At 74.2% G+C, this 24,036-nt stretch carries 26 protein-coding genes and 1 pseudogene; 9 read left to right on the top strand and 18 right to left on the bottom strand.

The annotated features are described in order from the left end of the window. Window positions 1–21: 21 nt before the first annotated feature. The 7 genes from ACI6QG_RS15060 to ACI6QG_RS15030 form a co-directional block, all read right to left on the bottom strand. Window positions 22–972 (bottom strand): LysR family transcriptional regulator, encoded by a 951-nt coding sequence (locus ACI6QG_RS15060; RefSeq protein ID WP_407025440.1) that lies wholly within the window; start codon window positions 970–972, stop codon window positions 22–24. A 32-nt stretch (window positions 973–1,004) separates the two neighbouring features. Continuing rightward, entirely contained in the window at window positions 1,005–1,397 is a 393-nt protein-coding gene (locus ACI6QG_RS15055; RefSeq protein WP_407025398.1) for a phasin family protein, read from the bottom strand. Window positions 1,398–1,472: 75 nt separating this feature from the next. Next, window positions 1,473–2,099, bottom strand: coding sequence for a TetR family transcriptional regulator (locus ACI6QG_RS15050; protein WP_407025397.1), 627 nt, complete (start codon window positions 2,097–2,099; stop codon window positions 1,473–1,475). Window positions 2,100–2,135: 36 nt separating this feature from the next. Continuing rightward, the gene (locus ACI6QG_RS15045) at window positions 2,136–2,891 is read right to left on the bottom strand and encodes an ABC transporter permease (RefSeq protein WP_407025396.1); all 756 of its coding nucleotides are present in this window, start codon (window positions 2,889–2,891) and stop codon (window positions 2,136–2,138) included. Then, window positions 2,888–3,616, bottom strand: a complete 729-nt coding sequence (locus ACI6QG_RS15040; RefSeq protein ID WP_407025395.1) for an ABC transporter ATP-binding protein — start codon at window positions 3,614–3,616, stop codon at window positions 2,888–2,890. The genes ACI6QG_RS15045 and ACI6QG_RS15040 overlap by 4 nt, the downstream gene beginning before the upstream one ends. Then, window positions 3,613–4,629 carry an ABC transporter substrate-binding protein gene (locus ACI6QG_RS15035; protein ID WP_407025394.1) on the bottom strand — a complete coding sequence of 339 codons (1,017 nt, stop codon included), beginning with the start codon at window positions 4,627–4,629 and terminating at the stop codon, window positions 3,613–3,615. The genes ACI6QG_RS15040 and ACI6QG_RS15035 overlap by 4 nt, the downstream gene beginning before the upstream one ends. Window positions 4,630–4,702: 73 nt before the next feature. Beyond that, window positions 4,703–5,161: a hypothetical protein gene (locus ACI6QG_RS15030; protein ID WP_407025393.1), complete on the bottom strand. Its 459-nt coding sequence runs from the start codon at window positions 5,159–5,161 to the stop codon at window positions 4,703–4,705. 75 nt (window positions 5,162–5,236) lie between these two features. Between ACI6QG_RS15030 and ACI6QG_RS15025 the strand changes: the two genes are divergently transcribed. After that, complete coding sequence (locus ACI6QG_RS15025; RefSeq protein ID WP_407025392.1) at window positions 5,237–6,778, top strand: acetolactate synthase large subunit; 1,542 nt, start codon at window positions 5,237–5,239, stop codon at window positions 6,776–6,778. Window positions 6,779–6,812: 34 nt separating this feature from the next. Then, window positions 6,813–7,643, top strand: a complete 831-nt coding sequence (gene panC / locus ACI6QG_RS15020; protein ID WP_407025391.1) for a pantoate--beta-alanine ligase — start codon at window positions 6,813–6,815, stop codon at window positions 7,641–7,643. Between the two features lie 88 nt (window positions 7,644–7,731). On the opposite strand, the gene ACI6QG_RS15015 is transcribed toward panC, so the two are convergent. The 6 genes from ACI6QG_RS15015 to ACI6QG_RS14990 all read right to left on the bottom strand — a co-directional run bounded on the left by ACI6QG_RS15015 (window position 7,732) and on the right by ACI6QG_RS14990 (window position 12,937). Beyond that, the gene (locus ACI6QG_RS15015; RefSeq protein WP_407025390.1) at window positions 7,732–9,423 is read right to left on the bottom strand and encodes a dihydroxy-acid dehydratase; all 1,692 of its coding nucleotides are present in this window, start codon (window positions 9,421–9,423) and stop codon (window positions 7,732–7,734) included. Beyond that, on the bottom strand, window positions 9,420–10,136 hold the full coding sequence (locus ACI6QG_RS15010) for a ribonuclease activity regulator RraA (protein WP_407025389.1): 717 nt from the start codon (window positions 10,134–10,136) through the stop codon (window positions 9,420–9,422). Before ACI6QG_RS15010 ends, ACI6QG_RS15015 begins: the two co-directional genes overlap by 4 nt. 49 nt (window positions 10,137–10,185) lie before the next feature. Then, complete coding sequence (locus ACI6QG_RS15005) at window positions 10,186–11,106, bottom strand: bifunctional riboflavin kinase/FAD synthetase (RefSeq protein ID WP_407025388.1); 921 nt, start codon at window positions 11,104–11,106, stop codon at window positions 10,186–10,188. Continuing rightward, window positions 11,103–11,684: an LOG family protein gene (locus ACI6QG_RS15000; protein ID WP_407025387.1), complete on the bottom strand. Its 582-nt coding sequence runs from the start codon at window positions 11,682–11,684 to the stop codon at window positions 11,103–11,105. The genes ACI6QG_RS15005 and ACI6QG_RS15000 overlap by 4 nt, the downstream gene beginning before the upstream one ends. Window positions 11,685–12,006: 322 nt before the next feature. After that, window positions 12,007–12,408 carry a MaoC family dehydratase gene (locus ACI6QG_RS14995; RefSeq protein WP_407025386.1) on the bottom strand — a complete coding sequence of 134 codons (402 nt, stop codon included), beginning with the start codon at window positions 12,406–12,408 and terminating at the stop codon, window positions 12,007–12,009. Between the two features lie 55 nt (window positions 12,409–12,463). Further along, on the bottom strand, window positions 12,464–12,937 hold the full coding sequence (locus ACI6QG_RS14990; protein WP_407025385.1) for a hypothetical protein: 474 nt from the start codon (window positions 12,935–12,937) through the stop codon (window positions 12,464–12,466). Between the two features lie 124 nt (window positions 12,938–13,061). On the opposite strand from ACI6QG_RS14990, the gene ACI6QG_RS14985 reads away from it, so the two are divergent. After that, window positions 13,062–14,309: a hypothetical protein gene (locus ACI6QG_RS14985; protein WP_407025384.1), complete on the top strand. Its 1,248-nt coding sequence runs from the start codon at window positions 13,062–13,064 to the stop codon at window positions 14,307–14,309. A gap of 55 nt (window positions 14,310–14,364) precedes the next feature. Here the strand turns inward: ACI6QG_RS14985 and ACI6QG_RS14980 are convergent, their stop codons facing one another. Further along, window positions 14,365–15,102, bottom strand: coding sequence for an SDR family NAD(P)-dependent oxidoreductase (locus ACI6QG_RS14980; RefSeq protein ID WP_407025383.1), 738 nt, complete (start codon window positions 15,100–15,102; stop codon window positions 14,365–14,367). 11 nt (window positions 15,103–15,113) lie between these two features. Beyond that, entirely contained in the window at window positions 15,114–16,214 is a 1,101-nt protein-coding gene (locus ACI6QG_RS14975; RefSeq protein ID WP_407025382.1) for a TMEM43 family protein, read from the bottom strand. A gap of 63 nt (window positions 16,215–16,277) precedes the next feature. Between ACI6QG_RS14975 and ACI6QG_RS14970 the strand changes: the two genes are divergently transcribed. The 3 genes from ACI6QG_RS14970 to ACI6QG_RS14960 all read left to right on the top strand — a co-directional run bounded on the left by ACI6QG_RS14970 (window position 16,278) and on the right by ACI6QG_RS14960 (window position 19,974). After that, the gene (locus tag ACI6QG_RS14970) at window positions 16,278–18,086 is read left to right on the top strand and encodes an ABC-F family ATP-binding cassette domain-containing protein (RefSeq protein ID WP_407025381.1); all 1,809 of its coding nucleotides are present in this window, start codon (window positions 16,278–16,280) and stop codon (window positions 18,084–18,086) included. Then, window positions 18,083–18,442 carry a YkvA family protein gene (locus ACI6QG_RS14965; RefSeq protein WP_407025380.1) on the top strand — a complete coding sequence of 120 codons (360 nt, stop codon included), beginning with the start codon at window positions 18,083–18,085 and terminating at the stop codon, window positions 18,440–18,442. Before ACI6QG_RS14970 ends, ACI6QG_RS14965 begins: the two co-directional genes overlap by 4 nt. Before the next feature lie 74 nt (window positions 18,443–18,516). Beyond that, on the top strand, window positions 18,517–19,974 hold the full coding sequence (locus ACI6QG_RS14960; RefSeq protein ID WP_407025379.1) for a hypothetical protein: 1,458 nt from the start codon (window positions 18,517–18,519) through the stop codon (window positions 19,972–19,974). 14 nt (window positions 19,975–19,988) lie between these two features. Here the strand turns inward: ACI6QG_RS14960 and ACI6QG_RS14955 are convergent, their stop codons facing one another. After that, window positions 19,989–20,768, bottom strand: coding sequence for an enoyl-CoA hydratase (locus tag ACI6QG_RS14955; protein ID WP_407025378.1), 780 nt, complete (start codon window positions 20,766–20,768; stop codon window positions 19,989–19,991). Between the two features lie 83 nt (window positions 20,769–20,851). Here ACI6QG_RS14955 and ACI6QG_RS14950 point away from each other — a divergent pair, with 83 nt between their 5' ends. Together ACI6QG_RS14950 and ACI6QG_RS14945 are read left to right on the top strand one after the other, a co-directional pair. After that, complete coding sequence (locus tag ACI6QG_RS14950; RefSeq protein ID WP_407025377.1) at window positions 20,852–22,024, top strand: CaiB/BaiF CoA transferase family protein; 1,173 nt, start codon at window positions 20,852–20,854, stop codon at window positions 22,022–22,024. Window positions 22,025–22,028: 4 nt separating this feature from the next. Then, a complete protein-coding gene (locus ACI6QG_RS14945; RefSeq protein WP_407025376.1) occupies window positions 22,029–23,204 on the top strand; it encodes an enolase C-terminal domain-like protein in 1,176 nt (391 codons plus the stop codon). Here the strand turns inward: ACI6QG_RS14945 and ACI6QG_RS14940 are convergent. Next, window positions 23,191–23,370, bottom strand: coding sequence for a DUF3606 domain-containing protein (locus ACI6QG_RS14940; RefSeq protein WP_407025375.1), 180 nt, complete (start codon window positions 23,368–23,370; stop codon window positions 23,191–23,193). The genes ACI6QG_RS14945 and ACI6QG_RS14940 overlap by 14 nt on opposite strands. Before the next feature lie 50 nt (window positions 23,371–23,420). Between ACI6QG_RS14940 and ACI6QG_RS14935 the strand changes: the two genes are divergently transcribed. Further along, window positions 23,421–23,939 carry an endonuclease III domain-containing protein gene (locus ACI6QG_RS14935; RefSeq protein ID WP_407025374.1) on the top strand — a complete coding sequence of 173 codons (519 nt, stop codon included), beginning with the start codon at window positions 23,421–23,423 and terminating at the stop codon, window positions 23,937–23,939. Here ACI6QG_RS14935 and ACI6QG_RS14930 read toward each other — a convergent pair. Beyond that, window positions 23,920–24,036: pseudogene (locus tag ACI6QG_RS14930) on the bottom strand (IS5/IS1182 family transposase); the annotation flags it as partial. The gene ACI6QG_RS14935 and the pseudogene ACI6QG_RS14930 overlap by 20 nt on opposite strands.

Below are 24,036 nucleotides of genomic sequence, written 5' to 3'. Positions count from 1 at the left end.
CCCCCGGGCGGCGGGCGCAGCCTAGGCGCGGCGGCGGCGCCCCGTCCCATCGGAAATCGGGCGCGCGGTATCAGCTTCCGGCATGACGCCCAGCCCGTGCGGCGCCAGCAGCGCCGCCTGGGCGCGCAGCGCCGCCAGCAGCGCCGCCACCGCCGGCCCGGGCGGCGGCCCGGCGGGCAGGATGACGCCGGCCGGGCGCGGCGGCGCCTCCAGCGGCAGGGCCAGGGCGCGCAGGGCGCCGCGCAGCAGGTCCCCCGCCATCAGCGAGGCCGGCATGATGGACACCGTGTCGCCCTCCAGCAGCAGCTCGCGGATCAGCCCGGTGGAGGAGGCGCGCAGCGCGGCCCCGGCCGGCAGGCCCAGCCGCTCGGCCAGGGCCGCGACCTCCTGGCCCAGGCGCTGGGTCGGGGTGGGCAGGGCCAGCGGGTGGCGGGCGATGCGCGCCGCCGTCAGCCGGCCGCGCGCCAGCGGGTGCCCGGCGCGCAGCAGCAGCCGCACCGGCTCCTCCCACAGCGGCAGGCGCAGCAGCCCGTCCGGCGCGGCGGGGGCGTAGAGGCGGCCGACCACCGCGTCCACCTCGCGCGCCAGCAGCAGGGGCAGCAGCTCCTCCGTGCGGCCCTCGCGAAGTGTCACGCGCAGGGCGGGCTGGGCGTCGCGCAGGCGGGACAGCGCGCCGGGCAGCACGCCCACCGCGGCCACCGGCAGCACGCCCACGCGCAGCGCGCCGCCCGGGGCGTCCAGCTCCTCCTCGGCCCGGCGCAGCTCGGCCAGGATGCGGCGCGCCAGGCGGATCACGGCGACGCCGGCCGGCGTGGGCCGCACGCCGCGCGGGTGGCGGTCGAACAGGGGGGCGCCCACCACCCCCTCCAGCTCCCGCAGGGAGCGCGAAAGGGCGGGCTGGGTCACCCCCAGCACCCCGGCCGCCTTGAGCAGCGAGCCGTGGGCGTCCAGCGCGTCGGCGACGCGAAGCAGGGAAAGCTTGAGGCGGCGGTCGAGGTGGCGCCTCAGCCCTTCATCATCCCCTTCACTTCCTCCATCGCCTCGGCGAAGCGGCGGTTCAGCACGCCCACCGCCTCCCCGTTCGACTTCTGGATGAGGTCGGCGATCTCCTTCATGTTGGCCACCGCCTTCTCGTAGGCGGCCTTCATCACCTCCGCCTGCTGGGCGGCCTTGGCCTGGGGCGAGGCCTCGGGGCTGGCCATCTTCTGGGCCACCTCGGTCATCTCGGCCACGGATTGCTGCAGGATCTCCATGTTGCGCTTGGCGATGGCCTGCGCGCCTTCCAGCGCCACGCGGTTGGCCTGGGCCAGCGCCTCCAGGTTGCGCTTCTGCGCCTCGGCGAAGGCCGACATGTCGGGCATCCTCATCTGCCCGAAGCCCTTCATCATCTCATCCATGTTGAAGCCCGACATGCTGTCATTCCCCTTGGCGACCATGCGCCGGCAAAGGTTAGGTGCCGGGCGGGGGGCGGGTCAAACGGCTTCGGTCGCCCCGGACGCCGGGGGCTCGGCCACCGGCGGCGCCTCCGCCTCCGGCCCGTCCAGCCGCAGCCAGCGCGCCGCCTTCTCCGCGCGGTCCAGCGCCTTGTCCAGCGCGGCCATGGTGGCCGACAGGTCGGTGCTGTCATCCTCCTGCCAGGCGCGCACGGCGGACAGCCACACCAGCGTCAGCCCCTGGATGCGCGCCAGCCCCTTGGGCCCGCTCGCCTCCAGCCCCGCCGCCTCCAGCATCCAGGCCATGGAGGCCGCGAGGTGCGGCGCCAGCGCCAGCGCCGCCAGGGGGGCGCGCGGCAGGTCGTCCAGCAGGCGCACCACGCCGGGGCGGTGGCGCTGCATCTCGTCCAGCCGGCGCATCAGCACGTCGAACAGGCGGTCGCGCGCCGTGCCCAGCGGGTCGGGCACCGTGCCTTCCAGCACCGCGGCATCCGTCGCGCGGCCGTGCGCCACCAGCACGTCCAGCGGGGTGGCGAAGCGGCGGCGCAGCGCGGCGGGGCTCACCCCGGCCTCCGCGGCCACCTGGCGCATGGACAGGCCATGCCAGCCGGTGGCGGCCAGGGCGCGCCAGAATCCGGCGATGAGGGCGTCGTCGTTCTCGCTCATGCGGGGCAAGGTGGGCGCGGCGCGGCCTTCCCGCAACTACCGGCCCGCCCAGCGCCGCAGCGCCAGCCGCTGCGCCAGCCCCAGCGCGCCGTGGATGGCGACCCCGGCCAGCGAGATCAGCGCCAGTGCGGCGAACATGCGCGGGATGCGCAGCTGGTAGCCCGCCTCCAGGATGCGGAACGCGAGGCCGGAGCCCGCGCCCCCCGCCCCGGCCACGAACTCCGCCACCACGGCGCCGATCAGCGCCAGCCCGCCGGCCACCCGCACCCCGCCCAGGAAGAAGGGCAGCGCCGAGGGCAGGCGCAGCCACAGCAGGGCCTGCCAGCGCCGCGCGCCGTGCAGGCGGAACAGCTCCTCCAGCTGCGGGTCGGCGGCGGACAGGCCCTGCAAGGTGCCCGACAGCACGGGAAAGAACGCCACCACCGCGGCGCAGGCCAGCAGGGCGGGCAGCACCGAATCGAACCAGATCAGCAGCAGCGGCGCGATGGCCACCACCGGCGTCACCTGCAGCACCACCGCCAGGGGCAGCACCGCGCGCTCCAGCACGCGCGACTGCGCCAGCAGCAGCGCCAGCCCGCCCCCGGCCGCCACCGCCAGCGCCAGCGCCAGGCCGGCCAGCCGCAGCGTCGCCAGCAGCGAGGGCCACAGCAGCCCCCAATCCGCCACCAGCGCCCGCCCGATGGCCAGCGGGCCGGGCAGCACGTAGGGCGGCACGCCGTGGAAGCGCACCAGCCCCTCCCACAGCGCCAGCAGGGCGGCCAGCAGCGCGGCGGGCAGCAGCCAGGCCCTCACGCCGCCTCCAGCGCCTCGGCGGTGGCGCGCAGCCGCGCGGCGTAGGCGGGCTCGCTGCGGAAGTGGCGGCCGCGCCCGGCGGGCGGCAGCTCCAGCACCGCGCGCAGCCGGCCCGGGCGCGGCGAGAGCACGGCGACGCGGTCGGCCAGGTAGGCGCTCTCGGCGGTGGAATGGGTGACGAAGGCCACGGTGGTGCCGCGCGCCGCGCGCAGGGCCAGCAGGTCGTCGTTCAGCTTCCAGCGGGTGATCTCGTCCAGCGCGGCGAAGGGCTCGTCCATCAGCAGTAGCGGCGGCTCCGTCACCAGGGCGCGGGCCAGGGAGACGCGCATGCGCATCCCGCCCGACAGCCGCGCCGGGAAGGCGCGCTCGAACCCTGCCAGCCCGGCGGCGCGCAGGGCGGCGGCAGCGCGCTCCTGCCGCTCGGCGCGGCCCACCCCCAGCAGGCGCAGCGGCAGGGCGGCGTTGTCCAGCGCCCGCGCCCAGGGCATCAGCGTCGGCTCCTGGAACACGAAGCCGATGCGCGGGCGCCCGCCGGGCCATTCCACCGCCCCCTCCGACGGCGCCAGCAGCCCGGCCAGCACCCGCAGCAGGGTGGACTTGCCGCAGCCCGAGGCGCCCAGCAGGCACAGGAACTCGCCGCGGCGCACCTCCAGCGTCACCCCCTCCAGCGCGCGCACCCCGCCCGGGAAGACGTGGCCGACGCCGCGCAGGGTGGCGAGGCTCAACCCCGCCCGATTCCCTTGTTCACCAGCGACGCGTCGAAGGCGGCGCGCCAGTCCAGGGCGCGCGGCGCCACCTCCGCCTCGGCCATGGCGGCGTGGAAGCGCTGCCACCGCGCCTCCGTCATCGCGCCGATGCCCAGCGCCAGCGCGTCGCCCGAGCGCACGATGCCCGCCTCCGTCATCATGCGGCGCCCGAAATCCAGCAGGTCCTCGCCCATCTCCGGGTTGTCGCGGCGGATCAGGGCGTGGGCGTCGGCCACGCTGCCCGCCGGGTCCAGGTACTGCGCCCAGCCCTGCAGGGTGGCGTCCACGAAGCGCTGCACCACCTCGCGCCGGTTCGCCAGCGTGGCGCGGCCGACCTGGATGGTGGTGTTGTAGTTCTCGAACCCCGCGTCGGAGAGCATCAGCACCACCGGCTCCACCCCGGCCTGGCGCAGGGTGAAGGGCTCGCTGCCCAGGTAGCCCTGCTGCACCAGCAGGCGGTCGGCCAGGAAGGGCTGCGGGTTGAAGGTGTAGGGGCGCACCTGCTCGTCGCGCAGGCCGTAGCGGCGGCGCAGGAAGGGCCACCACGTCGTGCGCGCCTGGGCGCCGACCAGGATGGTGCGCCCGCGCAGCGCCTCGAACCCGGTCAGCCCGGTGCCGGGGTGGCCCAGCAGCACCTGGGCCTCCTTCTGGAAGATGGCGGCCACCGTCAGGAAGGGCAGCCCCTCGCGCACGAAGTTGAAGCTTTCGAGGGCGGAGCCCATGGACATGTCCACCCGCCCGGCCACCAGCAGCTGCGCCGGGTTCACCTGCGGCCCGCCGGTGCGCAGCTCCACCTCCAGCCCGGCGGCGCGGTACAGCCCGGCGGCCTGCGCCTGGTAGAAGCCGCCGTGCTCGGCCTGGGCGCGCCAGTCGGTGAGGAAGGTGACGCGGTCGGGCCGCGCCTGGGCGCGCGGGCGGGCGGGGGCGGCCAGCAGCAGCGGGCCGGCGGCCAGCCCCAGCGCGGCGCGGCGGTTCACCAGGAGGCGGGTCATCGGCGGGGGACTCCGGGGGTTCGGCCGCAGCATCCACGCGGCGGGCGCGCCGCGCAATCGGCGCGTGGGGGCGTCAGTCCCTGGGCGCCCACTGGTGGCGCATCCGCAGCGCGCCCAGCGGCTTGATCTCCACCACGCGCAGCAGCAGGGCGCAGCCCCAGCCGAAGCCCGCCCCGGCCAGCGCCGCGCGCGCCACCTCCGGCCCCTGGTCCAGCACGGAAGGCACGGCGGCGCCGGCCACCACCCCCAGCAGGGCGCCGCCCAGCAGGTCCGGCACGGGGGTCCAGCGCAGCAGCGCCGCCAGCAGGATGCCCCACAGCCCGCCCACCGCCGCCTGCGCCGCCAGCAGCGGCACGTCCCGGCCCGGCACGTCGCGCAGCAGGTCCCAGCCGGGAAAGGGCGGGCGGCCCACCGCTTCCAGCAGGGCGGGCCACAGGTGGCCCTGGTGGAACAGCAGGAACAGCGTGCCCTGGTGGAACACCCCCGCCGCCAGCGCGCCCATGACGAAGCCGCCGAAGATCACCTTGTTCACCCATGGCCCCCGTCTGGACGCGGCGGCATCTTCGGGGGAGGCTCTGCGCGCGTCCATATCCCGCCGGAGAACCCCGTGAACGGTGCCGAATCCCTGGTCCACACCCTGCTGAAGTCAGGCGTGGACACCTGCTTCGCCAATCCCGGCACCAGCGAGATGCACTTCGTCGCTGCGCTGGACCGCATCCCCGGCATGCGCTGCGTCCTCGGCCTGCAGGAGAACGTGGTCACCGGCATGGCCGACGGCTACTGGCGCATGGCCGGCAAGCCCGCCGCCACCCTGCTGCATTGCGGCCCCGGCCTGGCCAATGGCCTGGCCAACCTGCACAACGCGCGGCGCGCGCGCTCGGGCATCGTCAACTGCGTGGGCGACCAGGCCACCTACCACCGCCCCTTCGACGCGCCGCTGACGGCGGACACCGAGGGCTTCGCGCGCGGCGTCTCCGCCTGGGTGCGCACCAGCGCCAAGGCCAGCGAGGTGGGGCGCGACGCCGCCGCCGCCGTGCAGGCCGCGCGCACCGCGCCGGGCCAGGTGGCCACCCTCATCCTCCCCTCCGACACCTGCTGGGACGAGGGCGGCGCGGTGGCCGAGCCCCTGCCCGTGCCCGAGGTCCAGCAGGCCGACCCGCTGGCGGTGCGCAACGCAGCCCGCGTGCTGCGGGAGAAGCGCAACGTCCTGCTGCTGCTGGGCGGCAGCGACGCCCTGACCCCCGGCGCGCAGGAGCAGGCCTGGCGCATCGTCGCCGCCACCGGCTGCGACATCCTGGCCGAGACCAGCAACGGCCGCTTCGCGCGCGGCCGCGGCCGCCCGCAGGTGGAGCGCGTGCCCTACCCGGCCGACGTCGCCATCGCCCGGCTGGCGAAGGTGGAGCACATCATCCTGGTCGGCTCCCGCGGGCCGGTCGGCTTCTTCGCCTACCCGGACAAGCCGTCCCGGCACTACCCGGAAGGCGCCACGCTGACCGTGCTGTCCCGCCCCGAGCAGGCCAGCGAGGCCGCGCTGCGCGCCCTGGCGGAGGAGCTGGGCGCCGCCGCCGCCGCCATCCCCGACCCCGGCCCGCGCCCGGAGGCCGCGCGCGGCGCCCCGACGCCCGAAGGGCTGGCGCGCACCGTGGCCGCCCTGATGCCCGAGCACACGGTGGTGGTGGACGAGAGCGTGAGCTACGGCCGCGGCTTCTTCCCCGGCACCCACGCCGCGCCGGCGCATGACTGGCTGATGATCACCGGCGGCGCCATCGGCTGCGGCCTGCCGCTGGCCACCGGCGCGGCCATCGGCGGCGGCGGGCGGCGCGTGCTGAACCTGCAGGCCGACGGCTCGGCCATGTACACCGTGCAGGCGCTGTGGACCCAGGCGCGGGAGAAGCTGCCGGTCACCACCGTCATCCTCAGCAACCGCAAGTACCAGATCCTGCTGGGCGAGTACCAGAATGTCGGCGCCAATCCCGGGCGCACCGCCATGGACATGCTGGACCTGGGCAACCCGGACATCGGCTGGGTGGGCATGGCCAACGCCCTGGGGGTGGAGGCCGCGCAGGCCACCAGCATGGAGCAGCTGGCCGACCTGCTGCGCCAGGGCTTCGCCGCCCCCGGCCCCTTCCTGGTCGAGCTGATGGTCTGATGCGCGCCGGGCCGATGCGGCGGCGCGCCCGCCCATGACCCGCCTGGACGTGGCGCGCGACGTGCCGGCCCTGCGGGCCGCCGTCGCGCGGCTCGGTCGCGTCGCGCTGGTGCCCACCATGGGCGCGCTGCACCCCGGCCACCTGGCCCTGGTGCGCGAGGCGCGGCGCCGCGCCGACGCGGTGGTCGCCTCCATCTTCGTCAACCCGCTGCAGTTCGACGCCGGCGCCGACCTCGCCCGCTACCCGCGCGACGAGGCCGCCGACCTGGCGCAGCTGGAGGCCGCCGGCTGCGCCCTGGCCTGGCTGCCGGAGCCGTCGGCGATGTACCCGCCCGGCTTCGCCACCGCCGTCGAGGTGCCGCCCCTGGCGGCGCGGTGGGAGGGCGAGCACCGCCCCGGCCATTTCCGCGGCGTCGCCACCGTGTGCTGCAAGCTGTTCACCCAGGTCGCCCCCGCCCTGGCCGTGTTCGGCGAGAAGGACTGGCAGCAGCTGCAGGTGGTGCGCCGCATGGCGAGGGACCTGGACCTGCCGCTGGAGGTGGTGGGCCACCCCACGGTGCGCGAGGCGGACGGGCTGGCCATGTCCTCGCGCAACCGCTTCCTGTCGGCGGAGGAGCGCGCCAGCGCCGCCGCCCTGCCCCTGGCGCTGCGCGAGGCCGCTTCGCTGCTGGCCGATGGCCGCCCCGCCGCCCCGGCCCTGGCGGCGGCCGGGGCGCGGCTGCGCGCGGCCGGCATGGGCACCGACTACCTGGCCCTGGTGGACGGCGCGACGCTGGAGCCGCTGGGCCGCGCGCAGCCCGGCGCCCGGCTGCTCGCCGCCGCGCGCCTGGGCTCCGTGCGGCTGCTGGACAACTGGGCGGTCTGAATCATGGTCCGCAAGCGCGGATCATGATTCAGCCTTTGCTGAGGGGACGGTTCACCGCCTTGATGATTCCACCAAGGCGGATCGCGCTCTAGCCGTCCTCGTCCGTGCCCTTCAGGAAGGCGAAGTCGCAGCCTTCGTCGGCTTGCAGCACCTCCTGCTGGAACAGCCGGGCATAGCCGCGCCTGGGCAAGGGCGGCGCGCCCGTGAAGGCGGCGCGCCGCGCCTCCAGCTCCGCTTCGTCCACCAGCAGCGTCAGCTCCCGCGCCGCCACGTCCAGCCGGATGCGGTCCCCGGTGCGGACCAGGCCCAGCGGGCCGCCCACCGCGGATTCCGGCGTCACGTGCAGCACGATGGTGCCGAAGGCGGTGCCCGACATCCGCGCGTCGCTGATGCGCACCATGTCCTTCACGCCCGCGGCGGCCAGCTTCTTCGGGATGGGCAGGTAGCCCGCCTCCGGCATGCCCGGCGCGCCCTTCGGCCCCGCGTTCTGCAGCACCAGGATGTCGTCGGCCGACACCTCCAGCGCCGGGTCGTCCACCCGCTCCGTCATGTCGCGCACGGAGGTGAACACCACCGCGCGGCCTTCATGCGCCATCAGCGCCGCCGAGGCCGCGCTGTGCTTGATGACCGCGCCGCCGGGGCAGAGGTTGCCGCGCAGCACCGCCATGCCGCCCACCGGCTTGATGACGCGGATGACCGTCTGCCCCGGCACCTCCTCCGCCGCGTCGGCGTAGTCCTGCAGGGTGCCGCCGGTCACGGTCGGCGCCGTCATGTCCAGGTGCGGCGCCAGTTCCCGCAGCAGGCGCGGCACGCCGCCGGCATGGTGCAGGTGCTCCATGTAGTGCTCGCCGGAGGGCTTGAGGTCCACCAGCACCGGCACCTCGCGCCCGATGCGGTCGAACTCGTTCAGGTCCAGCGCGATGCCGGCGCGGCCGGCGATGGCCGTCAGGTGGACCAGCCCGTTGGTCGAGCCGCCGGTGGCCTGCAGCAGCACCATGGCGTTGCGCACGGAAGCGGCCGTCACCAGCGCGCGCGGCCGCGGCCCGCCGCCGGTGGCCAGCGCCACCGCCACCTTGCCGCTCGCCTCGCCGCAGCGCAGCCGCTCGGCATGGGGCGCGGGGATGCAGGCGCTGTTGGGCAGCGACAGCCCCATCGCCTCGATCAGGATCGCCATGGTGGAGGCGGTGCCCATCACCATGCAGGTGCCCACGGAGGGCGCCAGGCGGCCGGAGACCACCTCCACCTCCGCCTCGTCCATCCTGCCGGCGCGGTGCAGGCCCCACAGGCGGCGGCAATCGGTGCAGGCGCCCAGCACCTCGCCGCGATGGTGGCCCACCACCATGGGGCCGACCGGGACCGTCACCACCGGCACGTCGGCGGACACCGCGGCCATCAGCGCCGCCGGCAGCGTCTTGTCGCAGCCGCCGACGATGACGGCCGCGTCCATCGGCTGGGCGCGCAGCATCTCCTCCGTGTCCATCGCCATCAGGTTGCGGAGGTACATGGAGGTCGGGTTGGCGAAGCTTTCCCCGATGGAGATGGTGGGGAAGCGCATCGGCAGCCCGCCGGCCAGCATGATGCCGCGCGAGATGGCGTCGATCAGCTGCGGCGCGTTGCCGTGGCAGGGGTTGTAGTCGCTTTCCGTGTCGGTGATGGCGATGATCGGGCGTTCCAGCGCGTCCTCGCCATAGCCGGCGGCCTTGATGAAGGCCTTGCGCAGGAACAGCGAGAAGCCGGCATCGCCGTAGCTCGTCAGGCCCTTCCGCAGCCCCTTGCTCACCGGCCGCGGCTCTTCTCGTAGCGCGCCTTGTTCTCGGCGTTGGGCGGGTAGAGGCCGGGCAGGGAAGCGCCGCCCTCCACCTCGCCCATGATCCAGGATTCCAGCGCCTCCTGCTCCTCCGCCGTCGCCATCACCGCGTCCAACAGCTTGGCGGGGATCAGCACCGCGCCGTCATCATCCACCACCACCACGTCGTTCGGGAACACCGCGACGCCGCCGCAGCCGATCGGCTCCTGCCAGTTCACGAAGGTCAGCCCGGCGACGGAGGGCGGGGCGGCCGCGCCCTGGCACCATACCGGCAGGCCGGTGCCCAGCACGCCCGCGCGGTCGCGCACCACGCCGTCGGTGATCAGCGCCGCCACCTTCCGCTTGGCCAGCCGGGCGCAGAGGATGTCGCCGAAGATGCCCGCATCGGTCACGCCCATGGCGTCGGCCACGCAGATCACGCCCTCGGGCATCGCCTCGATGGCCGCGCGCGTGCTGATGGGGTTGGACCAGGATTCCGGCGTCGCCAGGTCCTCGCGCGCCGGGACGAAGCGCAGGGTGAAGGCGCGGCCGACCAGCCGGGGCTGGCCCTCGCGGATCGGGCGGGTGCCGCGCATCCACACGTTGCGCAGCCCCTTCTTCAGCAGCACCGTGGTCAGCGTGGCGGTGGAGATGCCGGACAGGACCTCGATCACCTTCGGGTCCAGCGGCTGCACGTCAACGGTCATGGGGCGTTCCTCTCGGTTGGTTCCGCCATAGCGCCGCGCGCGGGATGCGTCACGCCCCCAGCGCGGCGCGCGCCGCCGCCGCATCCACCGCGATCTGCACCTTCAGCGCCTCGAAGCTCTCGAACTTGCGCTCCTCGCGCAGGAAGCGCTCCAGCGCCACGCTCGCCTCCTGCCCGTAGAGGTCCCCGCTGAAGTCGAACAGGTGCGCCTCCAGCCGGGAAACGGGGTCGCCCCCCGCGGTCGGGCGCCGGCCGAGGTTCGCCACGCCGGGCACCACGCGGCCATCCGCCAGCGTGGCGCGCACGGCATAGACGCCGCGCGCCGGCTCCAGGTGGCGGCCCAGCGGGATGTTCGCCGTGGGGAAGCCGATGGTGCGCCCGCGCTTGTCGCCGTGGCTGACCGTGCCGGTGATGGCGAAGGGCCGGCCCAGCAGCAGGGCCGCGCGCTCCGGGTAGCCATCCTGCAGCAGCCGCCGGATGCGGGTGGAGGAGATCGGCCCCTCCGCGTCGTCCAGGTGCGGCACCACGGAAAGCCCGATGCCCCGCGCCTCCGCCGCGCCGCGCAGGAAGGCGACGTCGCCGCCGCGGCGGTGGCCGAAGGCGAAGTCGGCGCCGCAGGCCAGGTGCCGCGCGCCCAGGCCCCGGTGCAGCACCTGCTCCACGAACTCCTCCGCGCCCATCGCCGCCAGCTCGGCGCCGAAGGGCAGGGCATGGACATGCGCCACCCCCAGCGCGCGCAGCGCCGCCGCCTTGGCGGGCAGCAGCGTCAGGCGGAAGGGCGGGTCCTCCGGGCGGAAATGCTCGCGCGGGTGGGGTTCGAAGGTCAGCGCCGCCAGGGGCAGCTCGGGGCGGGCGGCGTGGGCGGCGCGCAGCACCGCGGCGTGGCCCAGGTGCACGCCGTCGAAATTGCCCAGCGCCACGGTGCCGCCGCGCGCGGCGTCCGGCACCTCGCGCCAGTCGCCGTGGATCATGCCTCGCGCGGCTCCATCCAGCGCGTCACCGCCGGCGGCACCCAGGCGGCCAGCAGGTCCAGCGCCTCCTCCGGGCTGCTGGCGCGCAGGGCCAGGCCGGCGTGGTGCGGGCGCACGAAGCCGCCCGCCACCATGCGCTCCAGCAGGGCGAAGAAGGGGTCCCAGGTGCCGTCGCCGCCATCGAGGTAGCACAGCCCCTTGCCGTGGATGCCCAGCTGCGCCCAGGACTGCACCTCCACGCTTTCCTCCAGCGTGCCGATGCCGCCGGGCAGCACGATGAAGCCGTCCGACAGGTCCAGCATGGTCTGCTTGCGGACATGCATGGAGGGCACGACGCGCAGCTCCGTGCAGCCGCCATGGCCCAGCTCGCGGTCCATCAGCGCCTCGGGGATGACGCCGATCACCTCGGCGCCGGCTTCCAGCGCGGCGTCGGCGATGATGCCCATCAGCCCCACCTTGCCGCCGCCATAGACCAGCCCCAGCCCGCGCGCGGCGATGGCGCGCCCGGTGGCGGCGGCGAGTGCCGCATGGGCCGGGTCCAGCCCCGGCTGGGCGCCGCAGAAGACGCAGATCCTCATGCGGGCGGCCCGGAGGGCGTGCCGGTGGCGAGGGTGCGCGGTGCCGCCCGCATGAGTGTTTTCGTGCCCTCAGGCGCCGGGCGCGCGCTCCGCGCGCTTGGCTTGCGCCGCGCCACTGGTGCGCCGAGGGGGAGGTCGGTTGGGCGGCGGGCCGCGCCGTGCGCGGCCGGCATCGGGGGATGCGGGCGGGCGTCCGGCAGGCGCCGCGCCGCGGATGCGCGGGTGGCGCGGCTGGTTTGGCGGCGGGCCGCGCCGTGCGCGGTCGGCCTCGAGGCGAGGGGGCGCGTCTCCGGCAGGTGCCGCGCGGCGGGCACGGGATGCCTCAAGGCAGCATCACCCCGGCCTCGCCCTCCAGCACCGCCTTGCCTTCCACGGTGCAGCGGGTGGCGAGGGTGGCGCGCTTCTTGGCGGGGTCCAGCGCCGTGACCTCCACCGTCGCCGTCACCGTCTGGCCGATCCTGACCGGCGCCTTGAACTTCAGCGTCTGCGAGAGGTAGATCGTCCCCGGCCCCGGCAGCCGCGTGCCCAGCACGGTGGAGATCAGCGAGGCGGAGAGCATCCCATGCGCGATGCGCTCGCCGAACATGGAGGCCTTGGCGGCCTCGGCGTCGATGTGCACCGGGTTGGTGTCGCCCGAGACGGCGCAGAACAGCAGGATGTCCGCCTCGGTGATGGTCTTGGCGAAGGAGGCCGTCTGGCCCACCGCCAGCTCGTCGAAGGTCATGGATGCCGGTCCCGCGGATGGAGGCCGGCATCATGCCAGGGTTGCCGGGCGGCGGCTATGCCGCGGCCGGGGCCGCCGCGCCCTCGGGCGCCTTGCGCGCCTCCAGCCGCCACACCGCCCAGGAAACCAGCAGGCCCGCCGCCACCAGGGCGAAGTTCGCCATGCCGGGCTGCACGAAGGGGTTGCGGTTGCCGGTCTGGCGCACGATCTCGGCCCGCACCTCGCTCCAGGCATAGACGGCGCTGATGAAGGCGGAGACGGAGGGCACGAACACCATGATCACCGCGAAGGCGGCCATCGGCAGGCGCCACTTCGCCAGCTGCGGCAGGAAGGCGGCGGCCAGCAGCAGGCCCAGCGCCAGCAGCTTCACCTTGGTGAACCAGGGCAGCACCTGCCAGGCGGTGAGGCGCAGCACCCCCGACTGGCCCGGCACCTGGAGCACGGGCAGCAGCGTCGCCACCACCGCCAGCGTCACGCCGATGATGAGCGTCGCCACCGCCGCGTCGTCGCGGCCATTCATCGCCGTCATGGACCCTACTCCCGCGTTTTTTGTGATGACGAAACAGTAACCATACGGCCATGCCGATGCAAGCACCTTCCCCGTGCCGCCGGCGAATCTTGCCGAAGCGCCGCCGCACCCGCAGATGGGCGGGATGATCCGCGTCCTGCTCGCCCTGCTCCTGCTCGCCCTGCCCGCCGCCGCCCAGGAGTTCCGCGGCCATGGCGGGCCGGTGCGGGCGCTGGCGGTCACGGGCGGCCTGCTGGCCTCCGGCGGCTTCGACCAGGCGGTGATCTTCTGGGACCCCCATACCGGCCAGGCCCGCCGGGTGCTGCGCTGGCACCAGGGCGCGGTGAACGCGGTGCTGGCTTTGCCCGACGGCCGCCTGGCCACGGCGGGCGAGGATGCACGCATCGCCATCTGGGGCCCCAGCGGCGAGGCGCCGGAGCGCGTGCTGGAAGGCCACAGCGAGCCCGTGGCCGGGCTGGCGGCGCAGGGCGGCCTGCTGGCCTCCGCCGGCTGGGACGGCACGGTGCGCCTGTGGGACCTGGCCACCGGCACGGCGCGGGTGCTGGAGGGGCACGGGGGCACCGTCAACGCCGTGGCCTTCGCGGCCGATGGCGCGCTGCACAGCACCGGCCAGGACGGTACGCTGCGCCGCTGGGAGGCGGATGGCGCCTCCAGGCTGCTGGCCGAGTTCGGCCTGCCGCGCACCGCCTTGCTGGCCCTGCCGGATGGCACGCTGGCCGCGGCGGGGGTGGATGGCACGGTCAACCTCGTTTCGCCCGACGGGGCGGCGCGGGAGCTGCGCGCCGGCCCGCGCCCGGTGGTGGCGCTGGCCGCCACGGCGGATGGCGGCACGCTGGCGGTAGGCAGCATCGGCGGCAGCGTGGGGCTTTATGCCCTGCCGGAAGGGCGCCTGCGCGCCACGCTGGAAGGGCCGGGCCTGCCGGTCTGGTCCGCCGCCTTCGCCCCCGATGGCCGCGTGCTGTGGACCGGCGGCCAGGACCGGCTGCTGCGCGCCTGGGACGTGGCGACCGCCCGCCCCCTGGCCCCTGCCGCCGTCCCGGTGGCCGAGGCGCTGCCGGCGGGGCTGGACCCGCTGGGCGCCGAGGTGTGGCGCGCCTGCCAGGCCTGCCACGCCCTGCGCCCGGATGACGGCCCGATGGCCGGGCCACACCTGCACCGCCTGTTCGGCCGCCGCATGGGCACCGTGCCCGGCTACCAGTATTCCGAGCGGCTGGCGCGCGGCGACATCACCTGGACCGCCGAGACGGTGAGCGACCTGTTCACCCGCGGGCCGGACGTGGTGACGCCCGGCACCCGCATGCCGGTGCAGCGCGTGGGCAATGCGGAGGAGATGGCGGCGCTCCTCCGCTTCCTGGAGGCGGCGACGCGATAGCGTTGTCTTCACGCATGTTCGAGTCGCCAAGCGATTCCGCTTGGCTTGAACATGCTCAGCCCAGCAACTGCCCCCCATCCACCACCACCGTGTGCCCCGTGACCCAGGACGCCAGCGGCGAGCACAGGAACAGCACCACGTTGGCCACCTCCTCCGGCGTGCCCAGGCGGCCAAAGGGGATGCTGTTCAGGATGCGGTTGTAGAGCGCGGGGTCCGACGACTTCCGTGCCTCCCACGACCCGCCCGGGAACTCGATGGAGCCCGGCGCCACGCCGTTCACCCGGATGCCGTCGGGCGCGAACATCGCCGCCTGGGACTGGGTGTAGTTGATCAGCAGCGCCTTCACTGCCGCATAGGCCGGCGTGCGCAGCGACGGCCCGTAGCCGGAGATGGAGCTCAGGTTCACCACGCAGCCGCGCGAGGCCTTCAGCGCCGGCAGCGCGGCGCGGGTGGCGCGGAAGGTGGCCAGCACGTCCACGTTCAGGCTGGCGGCCCAGCCTTCCTCCGTATCCGCCGCGCCGAAGCCGCTGGCGTTGTTCACCAGCACGTCCACCCCGCCCAGCGCGGCCTCGGCGGCGGCGACGTAGCGGCGCACCGCCTCGCCATCGCCCAGGTCGCAGGGCATGGCGTGGGCGCCCGCGCCCAGTTCGGCCCGCGTGCGCTCCAGCGCCTCCGCCCCGCGCGCGCAGATGCTCACCCGCGCCCCGGCCTTGGCGAAGCCCAGCGCCACGCTGCGCCCGATGCCCTTGGAGCCGCCGCACACCACCACGCGCCTGCCGCTGAAATCGAACATCCCCGTCCCCTTCATGCCACCGCCGGCCGCGATGCGCGCCGCCAGCGCAGGGCAGCGTAGGCGGCCAGCGCGCCCCCGGCCAGCAGCGCCACGGCCAGCACGGGCCGCACCGCGAGCCAGGCCAGCGCCACCAGCGCCGGCGCCACCAGCAGCGTCAGCAGCAGCGCCACGAAGCCGGTGCCGAAGCCCACCACGGCGCCCAGCGGCGGGATGACGTCCGCCAGCACCTTCAGCGGGTTCAGCAGCAGCGCGAAGCCGATGAACACCATCAGCGCCATGCCGGCGCGCAGCGCCCAGGTCAGCACCGCATTCTGCCCCTCGGCGGCGCGGAACATCGCCGCCGCCGGCACCTGCCCGGTTTCCAGCAGGAAGAGCCGGTCGCCGGCCCGCGTGGGATAGGGGCCGAAGCCCTCGCCCATCTGCGCCGCCACCACGCTCAGCGCTTCCGGCCGCGCCACGCGCCAGGCCACCCGCAGGTCGCCGATGCGCGGGTTGGCGGGGTCGGCGCCGATGAAGCGGGGTTCGCCCAGGGCTTCCTCGGCCGGGATCGCCTCAAGCTGCTGCGCCGTCAGCCGGAAGCCGCCCAGCATCGCCCCGGGCGCGGTGAAGGCGCGCGAGGCATGGGTCGGCTGCGGGTTCTCATGCCCCTCGGGGCGGCGGAAGCGGCTGCTGTCCACCCGGCCTTCCTGCCAGCCGCGCGCGTAGCTGTAGGTGGTGACGGTCTCGGTGCCGCCGCCCAGGCGGGTGCGCGTCTCGCTGCGCTCCTCCTCGCGCCACTGGAACATCTCGACCGTGCGGACCAGGCGCAGCGTGCCGGGCGGGGGCGCCGTGCCCAGCAGCCCGTCGCGCGCGACCTCCGCCACCCGCACCGGGGCGGCGACGTGCACCAGCGCGCCGTTGCGCGCCGGGTCGGGCCGGGCGGCGTCCACACTCACCACCAGCCCCGCGCCCTCGCTCAGGGAGCTCGCGGTGGTGATGGCCCGCCCCTCGTTCCAGAAGGCCAGCCAGCCGGCGATGGCCAGCAGCAGCAGCCCGAACATTACGCCCCCCAGCGCCCCGCCGAGGCGCGACAGCCAGGATTGCGTGGTGGTCTCGGAGAACTGGTCGCTCATGCCCCGCATGGGAAGGTGGGCGCGGCCTTGACGCAAGGGGGCGCGCCGCGCACTCCGCCCGGCATGGCCCCGCCCCCTGTCCTCCTCCTCGACGCCATCCGCTTCACCCTGGGCGGCAAGCCGCTGCTGGAAGGCGCCGCCCTGGCCGTGGCGCCGGGCGAGCGGCTGGCGCTGGTGGGGCGCAACGGCTCGGGCAAGTCCACCTTCCTGCGCATCGCCGCCGGCGAGCTGGAGGCCGAGAGCGGCACCCGCTTCGTGCAGCCCGGCACCACCATGCGCTACCTGCCGCAGGAGCCCGACCTGTCCGGCCACGCCAGCGTGGAGGCCTATGTCATGGCCGGCCTCGGCCCCGCCGACGACCCGCACCGGGCGCGCACCCTGCTGGAATCGCTGGGCCTCTCGGGCCAGGAGGACCCGGCGCGCCTCTCGGGCGGCGAGGCGCGGCGCGCCGCGCTGGCCCGGGCGCTCGCGCCCCAGCCCGACATCCTGCTGCTGGACGAGCCGACCAACCACCTCGACCTCCCGGCCATCGAATGGCTGGAGGGCGAGCTGGCGGCCTTCCGCGGCGCGCTGGTCCTCATCAGCCATGACCGCCGCTTCCTGGGCGCCCTGTCCCGCGCGACGCTGTGGCTGGACCGCGGCGTGACGCGCCGCCTCGACCGCGGCTTCGCCGGTTTCGAGGAATGGCGCGACACCGTGCTGGCCGAGGAGGAGACCGCCGCCCACAAGCTGGGCCGGCAGATCGCGCGCGAGGAGCACTGGCTGCGCCACGGCGTCTCCGGCCGCCGCAAGCGCAACATCCGCCGCGTCGGCGAATTGCACGCGCTGCGCCAGGCGCGGCGGGACCGCGTGCGGCCGCAGGGCAACGTCACGCTGGTGGCGGCCGAGGCCGCGCCATCCGGCGCGCTGGTGGTGGCGGCCGAGGGGCTGGAGAAATCCTTTGGCGGCGCCCCGGTGGTGCGCGGCTTCGCCACCCGCATCCTGAAGGGCGACCGCGTCGGGCTGGTGGGCCGCAACGGCGCCGGCAAGACCACCCTGCTGCGGATGCTGGTGGGCGCGCTGGCACCCGATGCCGGCACGGTGCGCCTGGGCACCAACCTGCGGATGGCGACGCTGGACCAGATGCGCGCCGCGCTGGACCCCAATGCGACGCTCGCCGACACGCTGACCGAGGGCCGCGGCGACCAGGTCTGGGTGAACGGGCAGCCGCGCCACGTCATCGGCTACATGGGCGACTTCCTGTTCGCCCCCGAGCAGGCGCGCACCCCGGTCGGCAAGCTTTCGGGCGGCGAGCGCGGGCGGCTGCTGCTGGCCCGCGCGCTCGCCGCGCCCTCCAACCTGCTGGTGCTGGACGAGCCGACCAACGACCTGGACCTGGAAACGCTGGACCTGCTGGAGGAGATGCTGGGCGACTACGCCGGCACCGTGCTGGTGGTGAGCCACGACCGCGACTTCCTGGACCGTGTCTGCACCAGCGTGATCTTCGCGGAAGGCGACGGCCGCTGGACCGAATATGCCGGTGGCTACAGCGACCTGCTGGCCCAGCGCGGCAGCGGCGTGACGGCCAGGGCCACGGAGGCCAGGCCCGCCGCCGCGCCGAAGCCCGCCTCCGCGCGCGCCGCCGCAACCGCGCCGGCGAAAATGTCCTTCAAGGACCGCCACGCGCTGGAGACGCTGCCGGCGAGCATGGCGAAGCTGGAGAAGGAAATCGCCGTGCTGCGCGACTGGCTGGCCGACCCCGGCCTCTACGCCCGCGACCCCAAGGGCTTCGAGGCCAGGACCAAGGGCCTGGCCGAGCGCGAGGCCGCCCTGGCCGCCGCCGAGGAGGAATGGCTGCGGCTGGAGCTGCTGCGCGAGGAGCTGGAGGGGTGAGCTTCCTGCTGCGCCTGCGCCGCCTGCCCGGCGCGCTGGGCGTGCTGTGGACCGCGCTGTGGGACCGGCGCACCCCCTGGCGCGCCCGGCTGCCGGCCGTCCTCGCCGCGCTCTACCTGGTCTGGCCGCTGGACCTGCTGCCGGACTTCATCCCGCTGGCCGGCTGGCTGGACGAGCTGGTGCTGGTGCCGCTGCTGCTGGGCCTGGCCCGCCGCGCCATGCCGCCGGAGGTGCTGGCCCGCGCCGAGGCGGCGCCGCGCGCCCGGCGGAGATGGGTATCACCAGCCCTTGCGGCGGTGGCGGCCATCCTCCTGCTGGCGCTGCTCGGCGTGTGGCTGGGGAATTGGTCAGCTTAAATTACGTTGACGACAAGGGTTGATTGAGGCGAGCCTGTGTTGAGGGGTGCTCTGCGGAATGCAGGAGAGGCACCATGCGCGTCCCCTTCGCATCACTGGTTGCCGCCGGCGTGGCTCTCGCGGGCTGCGGTCTTCCCCAGCCGCCCTCGTTGAACGCCGAACGGCAATGGACCGCTTCCATTGCTAACCTTGGCCTGTTCGCGATCTATCCGCCTTCGGAGGACGTCATGCTGGGCGACGTGTTCCTGCACGTGCCCAATGCCCGCTACTTCGACTTGGTCCGCATCACCGCAGCCCCGCCGACGATCCTGGCACGGACGCTGCTGCGCCAGGAATGCGACAGGTTTGTGCCGGACGCGACCGCGGACGGTTCAAGCGGCGTCATCCCGCGGGAGAACTGCCCCCGCGTGTTCGAAGGAGGCAGCCATTCCGAGGTGCAAGGGCTCCGGCGCATTTCGGGTTCCCATGCGGCGCCTGGAAATGCCCACGCGATCCGCATGAGAGAGGCGGACCTGCCGAACGTGGATGTCGGCCGCTTCACCGAGGGTGACTTGGCAGGTGCGGGGCTGATCGGCACGGTCGGCGCAGCCCTTGGCATCGGCCGTTCGGGGGCCGCGGCGGTGGATGTGACGCTGACCGGCCTGCGCTCCCTAACCCTGGATGAGGTGCGCGCCTCGGAGTTCATCGAGTTCGTGGCGGTCGAGCGCCTGCAACGGGTGAGTGGGCGTGATGATGGTCGAGACTTCGACGACGCGCTGACACCGCTGATGCTGCTGCGCTCGCTTTCACTTTCTGACGCCCGAAACGGCACGGACACCGCCCGGCGTTTCTGCATGGGTGAGTTCGAGTGGCTGAATGCGCGCGGCCACCGCATAGTGGTGGCAAACCGCATCCTCTACGCTACCGGAATTGCCTTCGATTACCGCTCCCGCGACCTGCTCGCCGCCCGTGCCGCACTGGACTTGGCCGGGTTGACCCAGGCCGGGCCGCGCCCGACGACACCGCCAGTCCTGCCCGCAGCGGCGGCAGCCGCGCCGATCGTCCGCCCGCTCCCGCGTGGCCCTGCGGCCGCGCGCGCAGAGGCGGAGGCCAAGCGGCGCGATGAGGAGGAGAAGCAGGCCGCGGCTGCCCTGGCACGCATCCAGCAGGCGACGAGCACGCCAATGGGCTTCAGCGGCCGCTTCACCACGGGGCGTCATGGCAACCTCGCGATGCTCAGCGCCTTTCAGCGCCCGGCGGCGGTCGGCATGGGTGCGGCGCTGCACTTCGCCCTGCAGGATGCGGCCGTGCCGGCCAGCCTCGAGCAAGTGGAGGACGCCCAGCAGTTCTGCCGGTTCACCGGCGGCTATTCAAACCGGATGACCAATCAACTGCACCGCAACTTGGCCTGGGCGGCGTTCCTTGCCAGTCGGCGCGGATATCAGGTGGACCCAGCCATCACCTCCATCACGGCCCCGGCGCTCAATGCGCCACCCCCATCACGCCAGTTGACCCCCTTGGCTCCGAATGCGTCCCTGAGGGTGCGGCTTTAGGCCGTGCCCGCCGCCTAGCGCCCCGCCCACCGCGCCGGCCGGCGCGCCAGGAAGCTCTCCACGCCTTCGCGGAAATCCTCGCTGGTGAAGCACATCGCCACCAGGTCGTCGCCATCGGGCAGGCCGCCCCGGGCGCGCAGCCGGCGCAGCGCCTGCTTGGTGGCACGCAGCGTCAGCGGGGCGTGGCCGCCCACCTGTTCCGCCAGCGCCCAGGCGCGGGATTGCAGCGCCGCGTGGTCCGGCAGGATCTCGCCCAGCAGGCCGGCGGCGCGCATCTCCTCGGCCTCCATCAGCCGGGCGGTGAAGATCAGGTCGGTCACGCGGGCGGGGCCGAGCAGCGCCGCCAGCCGCGCGTGGTTGGCCATGGACAGCGTGTTGCCCAGGGTGCGGGCGATGGGGAAGCCGAAGCGCGCATTGGCGGCGCCGATCCGCAGGTCGCACACCGCGGCGATGGCGGCACCCCCGCCGGTGCAGGCCCCGGCGATGGCGGCGATGGTGGGCTTGGTGCAGTCCTCGATGGCGGACAGGATGCGGTCCACCCTGGCCTCGTAGGCCAGGGCGTCCCCGGCGGTGCGGAACCCGGTGAACTGGCCGATGTCGGTGCCGGCGGCGAAGGCCTTGTCGCCGGCGCCGGTCAGCAGCACGGCCTGGATGGCGTCGTCGGCGCTGGCCTCGGCGCAGGCGCGCGCGATGCCCTCGTACATGCCGAAGGTCAGGGCGTTGCGGGCCTGGGGGCGGTTCAGCGTCAGCTTCAGCACGCCGCCCCGGCGCTCGCTCAGCAATTCCTCGGTCATGGCGGGTCCCCTTTCGCCGCCGGAGGGTTGCAGCCTTCCCCGCGCAGTGGAAGATGCGCCGACCGCCGAGGAGGAACGCCCCCATGATGCCCCTGTCCCACATCCGCGTGCTCGACCTCACGCGCGTGCGTTCCGGCCCCACCTGCGTACGCCAGCTGGCCGACTGGGGCGCCGACGTCATCAAGATCGAGGCGACGGACGAGGTGGACACCGGCAAGGGCCTGGGCGGCGAGCGCCACGGCCCGGACTTCCAGCACGTGCACCGCAACAAGCGCGGCATCACGCTGAACCTCAAGGCCCCCGAGGGCCGCGCCGCCTTCCTGCGGATGGTCGGGAAGGCCGACGTGGTGGTGGAGAATTTCCGCCCCGACGTGAAGACGCGCCTGGGCATCGACTACGACGCGCTGGCCAAGGTGAACCCGCGCATCGTCTATGGCTCCATCAGCGGCTTCGGGCAGGACGGCCCCTATGCGAAGCGCCCGGGCTTCGACCAGATCGCGCAGGGCATGGGCGGGCTGATGAGCGTCACGGGGCTGCCCGGCCAGGGCCCGGTGCGCGCCGGCATCCCGGTGGCGGACCTCACCGCCGGGCTCTACTGCGCGCTGGGCATCATGGTGGCGCTGCTGGAGCGCGAGCGGACCGGCAAGGGCCGCTGGGTCCATGTCTCGCTGCTGGAGGCCATGGTGGCGATGATGGACTTCCAGGCCACCCGCTGGACCATGAAGGGCGAGGTGCCCAAGCAGGCCGGCAACGACCACCCCACCACCATCCCCACCGGGCTGTTCCGCACTAGCGACGGCGTGGTGAACATCGCCGGCGGCGGCGGCGAGATGTGGAAGCGCATCGTGTCCGTGCTGGGCATCGAGGAGGAGGCGAAGGACCCTGAGCTGGCCACCGACAAGCTGCGCAGCGCCAACCGCGCCAAGACCAATGCGGTGATCCAGGCGAAGCTGGAAACCCGCACCAGCGCCGAATGGGTCAGCGCCTTCAACGAGGCCGGCGTGCCCTGCGGCCCGGTCTATTCCATGGACCAGGTCTTCGCCGACGAGCAGGTGAAGCACCTGGGGCTGGAGATGCCGGTCGAGCACCCGCAGCTTGGCACGATCAACCTGGTGCGCGCGCCAATGCAGATCAGCGGCGTGGACTGCGCCCGCAACCCGACGCCCGAGCGCGGCGAGCACACCGACGCCGTGCTGGCGGAGTTCGGCTTCTCCGCCGACGAGGTGGCGGCGCTGCGCGCGGCGAAGGCGATCTGACGCCATGAAGGTCACGCGGGTGCGCCAGGGCGTGGTGCCGATCAGCAGCGCCATCGCCAATGCCTACATCGACTTCTCCAAGATGACGGCGAGCGTGGTGGCGGTGACGGTGGAAAGCGGCGATGGCCGCACCGCCACCGGCTACGGCTTCAACAGCAACGGTCGCTACGCCCAGGAAGGCCTGCTGCGCGAACGCTTCATCCCGCGGCTGGAGGAGGCGGGCGAACTCCCCGCCCACCCCGATGGCGGCTTCGACCCCATCCCCGCCTGGACGGCGCTGATGAAGAACGAGAAGCCCGGCGGCCATGGCGAGCGCTCGGTGGCGGTGGGCGTGCTGGACATGGCGCTGTGGGACGCCGCGGCCAAGCTGGCCGGGGTGCCGCTGTGGAAGCTGCTGAGCGACCGCTACAACAAGGGCCAGCACGACAAGGAAGCCTGGATCTACGCCGCCGGCGGCTACTACCACCCCGGCAAGGACGTGGACGCGCTGGTGGAGGAGGTGAAGCGCTACCTCGGCCTCGGCTACTCCGTGGTGAAGATGAAGATCGGCGGCTCCCCCGGCATGCCGCTGCGCGAGGCGCTGCTGCTGGACCTCCAGCGCATCGAGGCCGTGCTGAAGCTGCTGGACGGCAACGGCACGCGGCTCTGCGTGGACGTGAACGGGCGCTTCGGGCTGCACGCCGCGCTGTCCTACGCCGCCAGCATCCAGCCCTTCGGCCTGCGCTGGTACGAGGAGCCGCTGGACCCGCTGGACTACAGCACCCACGCGACGCTGGCCGAGCACTACCTGCCGCCCATCGCCACCGGGGAGAACCTGTTCTCCATGGCCGATGCGCGCAACCTGATCCGCCATGGCGGGCTGCGGCCGGACCGCGACGTGCTGCAATTCGACCCCGCGCTGTCCTACGGGCTGGTGGAATACCTCCGCACGCTGGAGATGCTGCGCGCCCATGGCTGGAGCCCGCGCCGCTGCGTGCCGCATGGCGGGCACCAGTTCGCGCTGAACATCGCCGTCGGCCTGGGCCTGGGCGGGAACGAGAGCTACCCGGAGGTCTTCGCGCCCTTCGGCGGCTTCGCCGACAGCACGCCGGTCGAGAACAGCCGCATCCGCATGCCCGACGCGCCGGGCATCGGCTTCGAGGCGAAGAACGACCTGTGGGCGGTGCTCAAGGACCTTTGAGCTTCGCCCGCACGTCCTTGGCCATCGGGCCGACGGCCTTCACCGCCTCGGCCAGTTGCTCCTTGGTCACGCCCAGCGCCTTGGTCCAGTAGGCGACCTCGTGCGCCTCGCTCAGGCTGATGCGCTGCGCGTCCTGCGGGGAGCGCTTGGTGGGGTCGTCGGCCATGTGCCGTGCCTCCTGCTGCCGCAAGGTGAACCCCGGAGGGGCGTGGCGCGTTGCGTGCCGTCATGGAGGCGGCGGAGAAACTGCGGGCGGTGCACGCGCGGCTGTGCCGGGAATTCGGCTGCCCCATCACCTACCACCACGCCCTGTCGCCGCTGGACGAACTGGTCTCCTCCCTGCTGTCCCACCGCACCCGCAACGCCGACAGCCGCCGCGCCTTCGGGAACCTGCGCGAGCGCTTCCCCGACTGGGCGGCGGTGCGCGACGCCCCCACCGCCGCGGTCGAGGACGCCGTCTCCCCCTGCACCTGGCCCGAGGCCAAGGCGCCGGCCCTGCAACGCACCTTGCGCGCCATCACCGAGGCGCGCGGCGCGCTGGACCTCGACCACCTCGCGGGGATGGAGACGGAGGCCGCCCGCGCCTGGCTGCTGGCCCTGCCCGGCGTCGGGCCCAAGACCGCCGCCGCCGTGCTCTCCTTCTCCGCCCTGCGCGGCCGGGCGCTGCCGGTGGACAGCCACCACCACCGGGTGGCGCAGCGCCTGGGTTGGGGACTCATTTGCTCCATTCGGTGACGGCAGTGACGAGGGCGAGTGCGGCGAGGAAGTTTCGGGCGAGGCGGTCGTAGCGCGTGGCGATGCGTCGCCAGTTCTTGAGCCTGCAAATGAGGCG

Source organism: Sabulicella flocculans, assembly GCF_045449635.1.
Taxonomy (GTDB): Bacteria; Pseudomonadota; Alphaproteobacteria; order Acetobacterales; family Acetobacteraceae; genus Roseococcus.
Note: the sequence above shows the minus strand (reverse complement) of the source record. Positions and strands in the feature narration are given on the sequence as shown.

Coding starts and splice junctions, on each gene's coding strand:
- ACI6QG_RS15055 (WP_407025398.1), bottom strand. CDS start 1,397: ATGGATGAGATGATGAAGGGCTTCGGGCAGATGAGGATGCCCGACATG.
- ACI6QG_RS15050 (WP_407025397.1), bottom strand. CDS start 2,099: ATGAGCGAGAACGACGACGCCCTCATCGCCGGATTCTGGCGCGCCCTG.
- ACI6QG_RS15035 (WP_407025394.1), bottom strand. CDS start 4,629: ATGACCCGCCTCCTGGTGAACCGCCGCGCCGCGCTGGGGCTGGCCGCC.
- panC (WP_407025391.1), top strand. CDS start 6,813: ATGACCCGCCTGGACGTGGCGCGCGACGTGCCGGCCCTGCGGGCCGCC.
- ACI6QG_RS15010 (WP_407025389.1), bottom strand. CDS start 10,136: ATGACCGTTGACGTGCAGCCGCTGGACCCGAAGGTGATCGAGGTCCTG.
- ACI6QG_RS15005 (WP_407025388.1), bottom strand. CDS start 11,106: ATGATCCACGGCGACTGGCGCGAGGTGCCGGACGCCGCGCGCGGCGGC.
- ACI6QG_RS15000 (WP_407025387.1), bottom strand. CDS start 11,684: ATGAGGATCTGCGTCTTCTGCGGCGCCCAGCCGGGGCTGGACCCGGCC.
- ACI6QG_RS14995 (WP_407025386.1), bottom strand. CDS start 12,408: ATGACCTTCGACGAGCTGGCGGTGGGCCAGACGGCCTCCTTCGCCAAG.
- ACI6QG_RS14990 (WP_407025385.1), bottom strand. CDS start 12,937: ATGACGGCGATGAATGGCCGCGACGACGCGGCGGTGGCGACGCTCATC.
- ACI6QG_RS14985 (WP_407025384.1), top strand. CDS start 13,062: ATGATCCGCGTCCTGCTCGCCCTGCTCCTGCTCGCCCTGCCCGCCGCC.
- ACI6QG_RS14980 (WP_407025383.1), bottom strand. CDS start 15,102: ATGTTCGATTTCAGCGGCAGGCGCGTGGTGGTGTGCGGCGGCTCCAAG.
- ACI6QG_RS14975 (WP_407025382.1), bottom strand. CDS start 16,214: ATGAGCGACCAGTTCTCCGAGACCACCACGCAATCCTGGCTGTCGCGC.
- ACI6QG_RS14970 (WP_407025381.1), top strand. CDS start 16,278: ATGGCCCCGCCCCCTGTCCTCCTCCTCGACGCCATCCGCTTCACCCTG.
- ACI6QG_RS14960 (WP_407025379.1), top strand. CDS start 18,517: ATGCGCGTCCCCTTCGCATCACTGGTTGCCGCCGGCGTGGCTCTCGCG.
- ACI6QG_RS14955 (WP_407025378.1), bottom strand. CDS start 20,768: ATGACCGAGGAATTGCTGAGCGAGCGCCGGGGCGGCGTGCTGAAGCTG.
- ACI6QG_RS14950 (WP_407025377.1), top strand. CDS start 20,852: ATGATGCCCCTGTCCCACATCCGCGTGCTCGACCTCACGCGCGTGCGT.
- ACI6QG_RS14945 (WP_407025376.1), top strand. CDS start 22,029: ATGAAGGTCACGCGGGTGCGCCAGGGCGTGGTGCCGATCAGCAGCGCC.
- ACI6QG_RS14940 (WP_407025375.1), bottom strand. CDS start 23,370: ATGGCCGACGACCCCACCAAGCGCTCCCCGCAGGACGCGCAGCGCATC.